Source organism: Saccharopolyspora dendranthemae (assembly GCF_007829955.1).
Taxonomy (GTDB): Bacteria; Actinomycetota; Actinomycetes; order Mycobacteriales; family Pseudonocardiaceae; genus Saccharopolyspora; species Saccharopolyspora dendranthemae.
In genome coordinates this window covers 869,198-881,918 of the sequence record NZ_VIWX01000001.1, presented here as the reverse complement: position 1 = coordinate 881,918, position 12,721 = coordinate 869,198, and the positions used below count along the sequence as shown (strand labels likewise).

General features: G+C 70.0%; 7 protein-coding genes. 4 read left to right on the top strand and 3 right to left on the bottom strand.

Annotated elements, in window-relative coordinates:
- Window positions 1-9: 9 nt before the first annotated feature.
- The 3 genes from FHU35_RS03975 (at window position 10) to FHU35_RS03965 (ending at window position 5,831) form a co-directional block, all read left to right on the top strand.
- The gene (locus FHU35_RS03975; RefSeq protein ID WP_342788488.1) at window positions 10-1,527 is read left to right on the top strand and encodes an acyl-CoA synthetase; all 1,518 of its coding nucleotides are present in this window, start codon (window positions 10-12) and stop codon (window positions 1,525-1,527) included.
- A gap of 407 nt (window positions 1,528-1,934) precedes the next feature.
- The gene (locus tag FHU35_RS03970) at window positions 1,935-3,179 is read left to right on the top strand and encodes an MFS transporter (protein WP_145736876.1); all 1,245 of its coding nucleotides are present in this window, start codon (window positions 1,935-1,937) and stop codon (window positions 3,177-3,179) included.
- A gap of 21 nt (window positions 3,180-3,200) precedes the next feature.
- Window positions 3,201-5,831, top strand: a complete 2,631-nt coding sequence (locus FHU35_RS03965) for a family 78 glycoside hydrolase catalytic domain (protein ID WP_145736870.1) — start codon at window positions 3,201-3,203, stop codon at window positions 5,829-5,831.
- Here the strand turns inward: FHU35_RS03965 and FHU35_RS03960 are convergent.
- The 3 genes from FHU35_RS03960 to FHU35_RS03950 form a co-directional block, all read right to left on the bottom strand.
- Complete coding sequence (locus FHU35_RS03960) at window positions 5,797-6,657, bottom strand: SGNH/GDSL hydrolase family protein (RefSeq protein ID WP_246110057.1); 861 nt, start codon at window positions 6,655-6,657, stop codon at window positions 5,797-5,799. The two genes, FHU35_RS03965 and FHU35_RS03960, sit on opposite strands and share 35 nt — an antisense overlap.
- 234 nt (window positions 6,658-6,891) lie before the next feature.
- Window positions 6,892-8,550 carry an aminotransferase class I/II-fold pyridoxal phosphate-dependent enzyme gene (locus tag FHU35_RS30295; RefSeq protein WP_145736866.1) on the bottom strand — a complete coding sequence of 553 codons (1,659 nt, stop codon included), beginning with the start codon at window positions 8,548-8,550 and terminating at the stop codon, window positions 6,892-6,894.
- A gap of 89 nt (window positions 8,551-8,639) precedes the next feature.
- Window positions 8,640-10,043, bottom strand: coding sequence for an Nramp family divalent metal transporter (locus FHU35_RS03950; RefSeq protein ID WP_145736864.1), 1,404 nt, complete (start codon window positions 10,041-10,043; stop codon window positions 8,640-8,642).
- Window positions 10,044-10,261: 218 nt separating this feature from the next.
- Here FHU35_RS03950 and FHU35_RS03945 point away from each other — a divergent pair, with 218 nt between their 5' ends.
- Entirely contained in the window at window positions 10,262-12,622 is a 2,361-nt protein-coding gene (locus FHU35_RS03945; RefSeq protein ID WP_145736860.1) for a xanthine dehydrogenase family protein molybdopterin-binding subunit, read from the top strand.
- The last annotated feature ends 99 nt before the right edge of the window (window positions 12,623-12,721 follow it).

Below are 12,721 nucleotides of genomic sequence, written 5' to 3'. Positions count from 1 at the left end.
GGAGGCGACGTGACCGAGCACGAAGGCGTGGGCGCCTGGATCCCCCGCCGGGCCGCGATGACGCCGGGCCGCACGGCCGTGGTCTTCGGCGAGCGGTCGTTGACCTACGCGGAGCTGGCCGATCGGGTCGCGCGACTGGCCGACCGGCTCCGCGCTGCCGGTGTGAAGCCGGGCAGCAGGGTCGCCTATCTCGGTACCAACCACCCGTCGTTCGTCGAGGCGATGTTCGCCGCACACCGGCTCGGCGCGATCTTCGTGCCGCTGAACTTCCGGCTGGCGGCTCCTGAGATCGCCTACGTGCTGGGGGATTCGGAGCCGGAGGTGCTGATCTACGGGCCGGGATCGCGGGACGTGGTCCGCGCGCTCGACGACCTGCCGGGTGCGGTGGTGGCGGTGGAGGAGCCAGACGACGGCCAGCTCGACTACGAGACGTGGTTGCACGAGGGCGAGAACGACCCGGTGACCGCGGACGCGGCGGTGCGCGGCGAGGACATCGCGCTGATCCTCTACACCTCCGGTACGACCGGGCGGCCCAAGGGCGCGATGCTCAGCCACGCCAACCTGGTGTGGAACACCTACAACCTGCTGGTGGGCGTGGACATCACCAGTCAGGAGCGCACGCTGATCAGCTCGCCGCTGTTCCACGTGGCCGCGCTGAACCAGTGCCTGCTGCCGACGCTGCTCAAGGGCGGGTGCGCGGTGATCCTGCCGGGCTGGGACGTGGACCTGGCCTACGACCTGATCGAGCGCGAGCGCATCACGATGCTGTTCGGTGTCACCACGATGTTCGCGGGACTGGCGGGATCTCCCCGGTGGGCGTCGGCGGACCTGTCGTCGGTGCGCACGGTGATGACCGGTGGTTCCACCGTGCCGGAATCGCTCATCCGCACCTTCCAGGACCGCGGGCTCGTGTTCTGCCAGGGCTACGGGATGACCGAAACAGCGCCGGGAGCAACCTTTCTCGAGGGGAACGAGAGCGCGCGCAAGGTCGGGTCGGCGGGCGTGCCGACCATGTTCACCAGCGTCCGCGTGGTGCGGGGCGATGGTGGCGGTGCAGCGCCGGGCGAGCCGGGCGAGGTGCTGGTCAAGGGACCGAACGTGAGCCCGGGGTACTGGCGGGACGCCGAGGCCACGGCGGCGTCGCGCACCGACGACGGGTGGTTCCGCTCCGGGGACGTGGCGAAGCTGGACGACGAGGGACACCTCTACGTCGTGGACAGGGTCAAGGACATGTTCATCTCCGGGGGCGAGAACGTGTACCCCGCAGAGGTGGAGAACGCGATCTTCGCCCACCCCTCGGTGCTCGAGGTGGCGGTGATCGGAGTGCCCGACCCCACGTGGGGCGAGGTCGGGTGCGCGTACGTGGTGTGCGGATCGGGTGAGCGGCCGACGTTGGACGCGCTGCGGGAATTCCTGGCCTCGCGGCTGGCGAAGTACAAGATCCCGCGGGAGCTCCACGTCGTGGACGGGTTGCCGAAGACGGGTTCGGGGAAGGTGCAGAAAGCACGGCTGCGCTCCTCTCGTTGAGCGTGAACGGGTTTGACGAGCGGTAGGACGGTCGTCCTCGCTCGTCCCCGGAGCGGTCCGGGATGCTGGTTTCCCACTGTTGAGTTGTCAAAGAGCAAGTCCATTCGAACTGGTATTCCCATTGTGCCGCACGGTCGAACGGAATGGCGACGGAAAACGGACGCACGATCCGGTGAGATGTTCGGTCACTCTGCGAAACTGACCTAAACACAACACCATTGAGCGACCACGATGGACGAATCCACAGGTGATCACGGATTCCGATGCCGCTTTTCCCAGACGTCGACAGTCACCCGATCTTCCGAACCGGAGGCGGCCGTCGATCGTTAGCATGAGACCCGCGGGACTTGCTTCGTGATCCGCTCACGCTGCGAGAGATCGGTGGAACATCGACCGTGGAGAGCTCGATGGACAGCACCCCGACACCGGTGCGCCCCTGGCGCACCGCGCTTCTCGCCGGGATGGCCTCGTTCCTCGACTCCAGTGCGCTGGTGTCGGCCGGGATCGTCGTCGGCACGCTCTACGCCGAGGACATGGGGCTCTCGGAAGCGCAGATCGGGCTCGTCCTCGGTTCGCAGACGATGGCCTTCGCGTTGGGCGCGCTGTTCGGGGGCCGGCTCGGCGACAGGTTCGGGCGTCGCCGCGTGTTCACCTGGTCGATGGTGGTCTACGCGCTCGGCGCCGCGCTGCTGGCCGTCGCCGGTGGACCGGCGCCGCTGCTCGCCGGTGCGGTGGTCATCGGACTGGCGATCGGGGCGGACCTGCCCGTGTCGCTGGCGATGATCAACGAACAGGCGCCGGAGGGGAAGAAGGCCACTCTCGTCGTGTTCTCCTCGGTCCTGTGGAACATCGGCATCGCGGTGACGATGCTGATCAGCGCGGTGCTGTCGGGCTTCGGCGCTGCCGGTGGACGAGTGCTGTTCGGCTATCTGGTCGTGGTCGCGCTGATCGTCCTGGGATTGCGGCTGACGATGCGGGAATCCGCCGAGTGGCAGGCCGCGCGCCGCGCCGTCGAGGGCGGCGAGTCGGTCCGGTTCCGCGACCTGGCTCAGCTGATCCGGCCACCACTGCTGGTGGGCGTGGTGGCGACGGGGCTGTACTACGCGATGTGGAACGTCGGCGCGAACACCATGGGTCAGTTCGGCTCGTTCCTCTACGTCAACGTCGGTGGTGGTGAAGTCGCGACGTACTCGCTGGTGAGCACCATCGGGCTCGGGGTGGGCCTGCTGGCCGGATTCGTGTTCATGCGGTTCGTCGACACCGCTGCGCGCCCGCACATGTTCGTCGCCGGCTCGGTGCTCATCGTGCTGGCGTGGATCTTCCCGCTGCTGGTGGGCTTCAGCGAGTTCTCGCTGCTGGTGACGCTGCTGCTGTCCGGACTGGGCAACTCCTTCGCCGGCGAGACCATCTACAAGGTGTGGTCGCAGGAGTCGTTCCCGACCCTGCTGCGCGGAACGGCGCAGGGAACCACGATCGCGTTCGGCCGCGTCGTGGCCGCCCTGGTCGGCTTCGGGACTCCGGCACTGGCTTCGGCGAGTCCCGCGCTGACCTTCGCCGGGGTCGCGGTCCTGGCCGTCCTGGCCGGTGGCATCGGCGTGCTCTGGATACCGCGGCTTCCCGGCGCGCGGCAGCTCGCCGTGGTCGATCACTGAAACGCACGGCGAAAGGATCTCGTGGAACCGCAGTCCTCAGGAGGAATCGAGAACTCGGCGTGCTGGATCGGCAGGTGGACCGACCCGGCTCACCGGATCCGGCGCTCGATCGACTCCGACGAGATCGCCTGGACGAGACCGGGGGAGCGGTTGGGGCAGACCTTCACCGCACCGGGGAGGTTCACCGCGGTCTGCGTCGACCTGGTCTGCGGAGGAGAACCGCGCGGACGGCTCGAGCTGCGCGACTCCGGAGGTGCCGTGCTCGTGAGCGCCGCTGTGGAGATCGGCGGGTTCCGGTGGGACCGGTTCGCGCACTACCTCGAGCTGCCCGAACCCGCTGGCCCCGGGGACTACGAGGTCCGGCTCACCCTGGAGAGCGGGGAGGTCGGCTGGCGCACCTGCTCCTCGCCCGCTCCCGCAGGTGACGACGACGGCGTCTCGCCGCTGCCGATCGAGGGCGTCGCGACGCGCGACGGGGTCGAGGAGACCGGTCTCCGTGCGATCGCGGTGGAGTCGGTGCCCGCGCCGAACCCGGTGTTCCGCACCACCTTCGAGGTGCCCGGCGGAGCGCGCGACGCTCGGCTGACCGCGGTGGGGCTCGGCTACGGAGTGTTCCGGATCAACGGGCGGGAGGTGACCGAGGACGTCCTCGAACCCGCCCAGACCGCCTACGACAAGACGATCCTGCACCGCACCTACCAGGTCGCGGAATTCCTGGAACCCGGTCGCAACACGCTCACCGCCGAACTCGGGCGCGGCTTCTACGCGGCGCGGGGAGCCAACACGTGGGGCTGGAACCTGGCGCCGTGGCACCGGGAACCGGTGCTGCTCGCGCACCTGGAGCACGTCGACGACGAGGGCGCCCGGCACGTCGTCGCGTCGGGGCCGGACTGGGAAGCCGCGGCCGGGACGACCACCGAGGACGTGCTCTACACCGGGGAAACCGTCGACGCGTCCACCGAAACCCGCTGGGAGCGCGCGATCGTCGTACCGCCTCCGGGCGGACGGCTTCGGGAGGCGACCGCACCACCCGTCCGGCGCACCGAAGTCCGGACGGCGCAGCGGGAAACGCGCGTCGGCGACGTCGTGGTCCACGACTTCGGCACGATCCTCGCGGGCCGGGTGCGGTGCACGATCAGCGGTGTTCCGGGAGCCGAGGTCGTCGTGCGCTACGCGGAGCAGCTCGCCGAGGACGGCTCCGTGCGCTGTGACAACGTGCTCGCCGCTGGTGAGTCGCAGGTCGACCGGTACGTGGTGGGTTCCGAACCCGTCCGGTGGGAACCGCGGTTCAGCTACAAGGGTTTCCGCTACCTGAGCGTGCAGGTCCGCGGTGAGGCCTCGGTGAGCGAGGTGCGGGCCGTGCGGCTGGGCGCAGAGGTGTCGGCGAACGGATCGTTCAGCTGTGAGGACTCGACGCTGAGCTGGATCGACGCGGCCACCGCGCGCACCTTCATGAACAACCTCCACGGGGTGCCGACCGACACGCCGGTGTACGAGAAGAACGGCTGGACCGCCGACGCGCACCTCGGTACCGAAGCCGTGCTGCACCACTTCGACCTGCGGTCCTTCCTGGTCAAGTGGCTCGACGACCACGTCGACGCGCGTGATGCGACCGGGATGGTCCCGATGATCGTGCCCACTCCCGGATGGGGGCGAGAACCCGATCCTGCGTGGAGCGCCTCCATGGTGCTCATCCCGTGGAACCTCTACTGGGAGTACGGCGACCCGGCCCTGCTGGCGCGCTACCAGGACCCGGTCCGCACCTACACCGACCGGTTGCTGGAGCTCTCCGATGACGGCCTGTGGCACGGAGACAGCTGGGGCGACTGGCTTTCCCCCGGGCACTGGCACGCGCCCGAAGGCCCCGAGCCGACCGCGACGATGATGCTCCACCGCGTCACCAGCCGCACCGCCGACATCTGCCACGCGCTCGGCATGACGGGTGAGGCGGAGAGTTACCGCGACGCCGCGCGCACCATCGCCGCCGCTTACCACGCGAAGTACTTCCACGAGCCCAGCGGGACCTACCGGTCGGCGGAAGCCGGTTACCGGCAGTCGATGAACGTGCTGCCGCTGGCCTTCGGCGCCGTTCCGGCTTACGTCGCCGGGGCGGTGGGCGCCGGCCTCGTCGACGACATCGAGGAGCGCACCCACGGGCATCTCGACTGCGGGGCGGTGGCCGCCAAGCACCTGCTCGCCGTGCTGGCCGACGTGGGGCGCGCCGATCTGGCCGTGACCGTGGCGACCCAACCGGACCGGCCGGGGTGGGGGGTCTGGCACCGGCTGGGGATGGAAACCCTGATGGAGTCGTGGGACGAGACCGCCCGCTCCCACAACCACTACTTTCTCGGCGCCGCCTCCGCGTGGATCCAGCAGCGCGTCGGCGGACTGCGGGCCACCAGCCCCGGTTGGCGGACCTTCGACGTCGCACCGGTGCTGGACGAGCGCGTGAACTGGGCGGACGTCCGCCACTCGACTCCCGAGGGGCACGCCGGGGTGGCCTGGCGACGGCGCGACGACACCTGGGAGTTCGAGGTGGAGGTCCCGCCGGGCAGCGTCGCCACCCTGCGCTTGCCCGGACAGCCGCCGACCCGGTTGCCGGGTGGGCGGCACGGCCTCAACCGGCCGGCCACACCTGGGGCGAGTCGCTAGCCGGGCACACGTGGGCTGGAGCGATCGACGGGTGCCGACGCCTGCGGAAGAGCGCGCGCAGCAACGAGATCAGCGAGTACCGCGTCAGATCCCCGGCCCTGCCCGCCAGCCACGGCACGCCCTTGATCAGCAGCCACCGCACGTGGTCGAGCCGCGACACCGGAACCCCGCCCGAGCAGGTCAGCGCGACCTGCGAGGGCACGGCGAGTCCCTGGCCGGCGAGTCCTTCAGCGAAGGCCGCGGCGAGCATCCGGTGCCCGAGCTCGGAGGGGTGCAGCCGGTCCACGCTCCACGCGTCCGGGTGGTAGGCGCCCGGCAGGCGGTCCAGGTCCACGATCGCGGTGCCGTGGGACTCGGCGACGGAGGTGAGGACGCGGTTGAGCGCCTCGATGCGCCGGGTCAGCAACCTCCGCAGCGGTCCCGGCACCGGGAACACCCTCGCGTGATCGTGGTAGCGGATGGTCACCACGGCCGCGCCCGCTCCGACCAGCGAGCACACCACGTGGTCGAGCTGCTGCCGCAGCAGCGCGGCGTCGAAGTCCGAGCGCATCGTGTCGTTCATGCCGATCATCAGCACCGCCGCGTCCGGTCGCGCGCGCAGCGCAGCGGGCAGCTGGGCGCGCCGGACGTCGGCGACACGGGCGCCGCTGCTCGCGAGGTTGGTGAAGCGCGCGGGTTCCACGGCCTCGGCGAGCAGCGGGGCGAAGCCGCGCCACCCGCCGCCCGCGACCGGGTCGCCCATGCCCGCGGCGACGGAGTCACCGAGGACCGCGAGGCTGCGCACTCGTCGCGAGCCGGGCCGCCCGGCTGTCGTCGCGTCTTGCACGAGATCATCGTGCGGTTGGGAGTTCCTCGCGGGGTAAGGCGAGGGTGAAGCGAGAACGACCCTTCGGCGAAAACTCTCCCCCACTCCCCGGAGGACTCGTTCCAGCAGCGGGTCCGCACGTGGCGGGAGCCGGGCAAGTCCCAGTTTTAGTCATAACCGAGCCATGATCATGTCCGAAATGTCGGCTCAATTTGGACTAAAACTGGGACCAGGTGACGTTCTTCGCTGGGGTGATCAGCGGTTGCGGACGGCTTTGGCGAGGGTGGAGATGATGTGCTCGAGGATGGGGCGCGGGGTGGCGAAGTTGAGGCGCGCGTGGCCCCTGCCCTCCTCGCCGCACGCCGGACCGTCGGTGAGCACCACGCCCGCCTGCTCGTGGAAGAACTCGCCCGGGTGGTCGCCGAGGTCGAGCGCCCGGAAGTCCAGCCACGCCAGGTAGGTGCCCTCGGGAACCCGGTAGCCGACCTCCGGCAGGTGCTCGGCCAGCGAGGACCGGACGGCGCGGCGGTTCCCGTCGAGGTAGTCCAGCACCTCCTCCAGCCACGGCCGCCCCGAGACGTAGGCCGCGGTGTTGGCGATGACGCCGAGGTTGGAGGCTCCCTCGGTGACGTGCTCGCCCAGCGAGCGCAAGGTGGCGGCGTCGGCTTCGTCGGAGATGATCAGCTGCGCGCACTTGAGGCCCGGGAGGTTCCAGGCCTTCGAGGCGGACGTCGCGGTGATCGTGTGACCGGCGGCGGTGTCCGACAACGACGCGTAGGGCACGTGCCGGTGACCCGGGTAGACCAGCGGAGCGTGGATCTCGTCGGAGAACACCCGGCCGCCGTTGCGGTCGACGACCTCGCAGACCGCGGTGAGCTCGTCGGGGGTGAACACGCGGCCCAGCGGGTTGTGCGGGTTGCACAGGACCAGCAGGTTCCCGCCCGCCTTGAACGCCGCGTCCAGCGCGTCCAGGTCGAGCGCGTAGCGGTCCTGGTCGACGACCATCGGAACGGTGATCAGCTCCCGGCCCATCCCGCCGGGGACCTTCAGGAACGGCATGTAGGCCGGCGTGGGCAGGATGACCTTGCTGCCCGGCGCGCTGAAGTGCTCGATGGTCAGGGACAGGGCGCGGATCACGTCCGGGATCGCGTGGACGCGCTCCGGGGGCACCCGCCAGTCGTGCTGCGCGAGCTGGTAGTCGGCGCACGCCCGCGACAACTCGGCGAACAGGCGAGGCGGCTGGTAACCCAGGTGCAGCGAGTCGACCCCCGCGTGCAGGGCCTCCAGCACGGGCGGGGCCGTGCCGAAGTCCATCTCCGCGACGAAGGCGCCGATCGCGTCGTCGCCGTGCAACGTCCACTTGAGACTGCCGCGCGCGCGAAGGTCCTCGATGGTCACGGCGTCGAAAGCGTTGCTCACCACACGTCCTCTCCACAGGGTCTTCTCGAACCAGTGTGAGGCGTAGGGCGCGTCGTTGTAAGCCGGGATTTCGACGTAACCGCGCGTGGCGTACAGACCACGGGCTTCGACCAGATCGGACCGCGTGTCCAACCGGATCGCGCGGTATCCGAGAGCGGTGGTGCGCTGCTCGATCTCGTCGAGCAGCGCACCACCCCACCCGCGCCCTCGGGCGCCGGGGACGACGTACATCCGCTTCAGCTCGGCGATACCCGGCACCAGCTCGCGGACGCCCGCGCAGCCGACCGCGTCGGGTCCGTCGAAGGCGACCAGGAAGAGCCCCTCCGGCGGGTGCAGGCCGTCGTTCGGGTCTTCGGCGATCGCCGCGTCCACCTCGGCCTCGGTGGCCGGGCGACCGTGGTATCGGCTTGCCATCTCGTCGGTGTACTCGCGCAGCAGGGCGAGCGCGAGCGGCCCGTCGACGGCGGTGGGAACGACCTTCCACTGGGTGTCCACGCGACGATTGTCACCACCGCGTCCACCGGATTTCGCCGCTCGGGGTTCCGCCACCCGCACCGCCGAGCGCAGCGGGTGGCGGACGTTCCTCAGCCGAACTCGACGCCGAAGACGTTGAGGAGGGTGTAGATGCCGAGCAGCGTGATGGCGATGCTGCTGATCAGGAGCACGACGTTGAACCAGCGCCCGCCGTGCAGCTCCGGGTCGACCTGGGTGTTGCGCAGGTACCAGGTCGCGATCACCACCGCGGGCAGGAAGATGCCGGTGGCGATCCCGCCGATCTGGACCATCACCACCGGTGAGGAGATCGACAGGTACGTCGCGCCCCACAGGATCGGCAGCACCACGATGAAGCCGCGGACCCACTTCTCCCGGGCCACGGGGTTGTTCCAGTCGAGCACGCCCATGGTGGCCAGCACGTTGGTGTACATCCGCGACCAGCTGGGGATCGAGGCCCACAGGGTGGAGCCGAGCACCGCGATCGCACCGATGAGGAAGCCGATGGCCGCCCACTCGCCGATCACGTCGGTGTACATCTGGGAGAGCGTGGTGATCATCTCGTTGCCCTCGAGCACCAGGCCCTGCGGGTGGAGCACCGCCGCGCCCATGATGAAGAAGGCCAGCGTGCCGACCGTGTAGATGATCCACGAGACGAAGACGTCCTTGTACATCACGCGGATCCAGCCCTGCGCGCGGTCCTTCCACTCCTGGCTGCCGTCGTTCGGGCCGACCCAGCGCGCGTAGCCCTTCTCCACGCACCAGTAGGTGTAGAAGGTGATCTCGTCGGCCCCGACGCCGGTGATGCCGAACATCGCCACCGCGGCGCCGATCGCCCCGGCGGGGATGGTGAAGGTCAGGCCGCCGAGCACGTCCTCGCCGCCGTAGGAGAAAGGCGTGAACGGCAGTCCCAGCGCGATCACCACGGTGGCGATCGAGAACACCACGACCAGCGCGAACGCGCCGCGCTCGATCAGGTTGTAGCTGTTGGAGTACAGCAGCGCGATGCTGCCTGCCACCACGATGAGGGTCCACACACCCAGCGAGGTGGCGCTGAGCGGTTCCCCGCCGACCGGGATCAGCAAGCTCAGGGCCGACGCGGTGCCGCCGACGATCCCGCCGATCTGCAGGAACTTCGACATCGCCATGAGGATCCACAGCACGTTGATCCAGCCGAGCTTGCCGATCTTGGGCGGCACCTCGTTGAAACCGGTCAGCGCCGGCTTGCCGGTGAGGATGGTCCAGCGGGCGAGTTCGGCCTGCACGGCCACCTTCACCGCCGTCGAGAGGATCACCATCCACAGCAGGGCGAACCCCACCTTCGCGCCGAGGGCGGTGGTGGCGATGAGCTCGCCGGAGCCGACGATCGAGGCGCTGACGATCAGTCCCGGGCCGAGATAGCGCAGGCTGCCTGCCCAGCCAGAGGGGGGTTCCTTGATGCCGTCGGCGGTCAGGAGGTAGGGATCGTCGTTGGTGCTCGCGACCTTGGTTCCCATCGGGCACTCCCTTGTGCCTAGAGGTTCTGCAAGAGACGACCAGAAGTTTCACAGTTGTGAAAGCTTTGTTGGGTTGTGAAAAGCTACCCACGCGAACAGGACCGGTCAATCGATCCGGTGGGACGGGAATTTTTGCCGCGCAACCCTGGTTGATCACCCATCGCGACGCGGTTTTTCGGCCGCTGCCGGTGTTCGTCCGGAGGGATAGGGTTTTTCGCATGGTGGGTTCACTGCTGGGGACTGAGGTTCAGCGCGTCGAAGATCCGGATCTGCTGCGAGGTCGCGGCACCTACATCGGCAACCTGAGCGTGGAAGGGCTGCTGCACATCGGTTTCGTGCGCTCCCACGTCGCGCACGCCGAGATCGCCGGGATCGACACCTCCGCCGCCGCGAGCGCACCGGGCGTCGTCGGCGCCTACTCCGCGGCCGACCTGCGGCTGCCGGTCCCCGCGCCGTTCGTCGAGGTGAACCCCCAGGTCGCGCGCCCGCCCCTGGCTACCGACCGGGTCCGGTTCGTCGGTGAGCCGGTGGCGGTCATCGTGGGCGAGTCCGCCGCAGCGGTGGCCGACGCGCTCGAGCTCGTCGACGTCGACTACCGGGAACTGCCGGTGGTCAGCGACCTGGAGCGCGCGCTGGACGACGACGCCGAGCGCCAGTTCCCGGAGCTCGGCTCGAACATCGCCGCCGGGTACCGCGACCGCGCCGGGGATTCGGTGCTCGACGGCGCGGACGTGGTGGTGCGGGCGCGCATCGAGAACCAGCGCGTCGCCGTGGTCCCGCTGGAGGGCAACGCCGTCGCGGTCGAGCCCGGCGGGCCCGACGAGGACCACGACATCACCGTGCACGTCTCGACCCAGATGCCGCACGGCGTGCGCGGCGGTCTGGCCGAGGCGTTCGGGTTCGACGCCGACCGCGTGCGGGTGATCTCGCCGCACGTCGGCGGTGGTTTCGGCGGCAAGGCCGGTGCGATCCCCGAGCACGTGGTGGCCGTCGGGCTGGCGCTGAAGCTGGGCCGGCCGGTGCGCTGGGTGGAGGGCCGCTCCGAGAACATGCAGGGGATGCCGCACGGCCGTGGTCAGGTGCAGTACGCGGAGCTCGGGTTGCGCCGCGACGGCGAGATCGTCGGGATGCGCTGCCGCGTCGTCGGGGACTGCGGTGCCTACGCCGGTTTCGGCGGGTCGCTCGCGCTCGGGCCGACGCGGACCATGGCGCAAGCCGTCTACGACATCCCGAAGATCAGCTACGACGGGATCGCCTCGCTGACCAACACCACGCCGGTCGGAGCGTTCCGCGGTGCCGGTCGCCCGGAGGCCGCGGCGATGGTGGAGCGGATGATGGACCTGGCCGCCGCCGAGTTGGAGATGGACCCGGTCGCGTTGCGGCGCAAGAACTTCCTGGTCCCCGACAGCTTCCCCTACCGGACGCTGACCGGAGCCACCTACGACAGCGGCGAGTACTCGGTGCCCTTCGACGAGGCGCTGCGGCTGGCCGGCTACGAGGAGCTGCGCGCCGAGCAGGCCCGCCGCCTCGCGGCCGGTGAGCAGCGGCTGCTGGGCATCGGCGTGAGCGCCTACGTCGAGATCACCGGCGGTGGTGCGGGCGAGTACGCCGAGGTCGAGGTGCACTCCGAGGGCGCCCGGATCCGGGTCGGCACCTCCGCGCACGGTCAGGGGCACGCCACGGCGTTCGCGATGATCGTCAACGACGCGCTCGGGATTCCCCTGGAATCCATCGAGTTCGTGCAGTCCGACACCGCCGAGGTGCCGCGCGGTGGTGGCACCGGTGGTTCCCGCTCGCTGCAGATCGGCGGCAGCGCGGTCCGCGAGGCGGGCGCGAAGGTGCTCCAGCGGGCCAAGGAGATCGCGGCGTCCCGCTTGGAGGCCAACGTCGACGACATCGAGGTCACCGACGGCGGTGAGCTCGGCGTTGCCGGAGTCCCGAGCGCGACCGTGGCGTGGGCGGATCTGGTCGAGGCCGCAGCAGGGCAGGGGGAGCGGCTGGCGGCGAACGTCGACTTCGCCCCGGACGGTGCGACCTTCCCGTTCGGCGGGCACGTCTCGGTCGTGGAGGTCGACGTCGAGACCGGGTACGTCACGCCGCTGCGGCACATCGCCGTCGACGACTGCGGCCGGGTGCTCAACCCGATGCTGGTGCGCGGCCAGCAGCACGGCGGGGCGGCGCAGGGCATCGCGCAGGCGCTGTGGGAGCAGGTCACCTTCGACGCCGACGGCAATCCGGAGACGGCGACCCTGGCCGACTACACGATCCCCTCGGCGGCGGAGCTGCCCTTCTTCGAGGCGTCCAACACCGAGACGCTGACGCCGCTGAACCCGTTGGGCGCCAAGGGGATCGGTGAGTCGGCGACGGTCGGGTCGACACCGGCGGTGCAGAACGCCGTGGTCGACGCCCTCAAGCACCTGGGCGTGCGCCACGTCGACATGCCGACCACCCCGGAACGGGTGTGGCGGGCCATTCGCGAGGGTTCCTCGGCGACGTACTGGCAGGAGCCGCCCGCGGCCTTCGCGAGCCTCCCGGCCCGCTCCGACGACACCCCGGACGAAGAAGAGGCCGTCGTGTGACCGCTGCGGTGGGTTCCGGATTCGAATTTCGCGCGAAATTCGAATCCGGACTTCGGTCCTCCAGCTTCGCGCGAGATGCGAACGGCGCCTGCGGGGCGG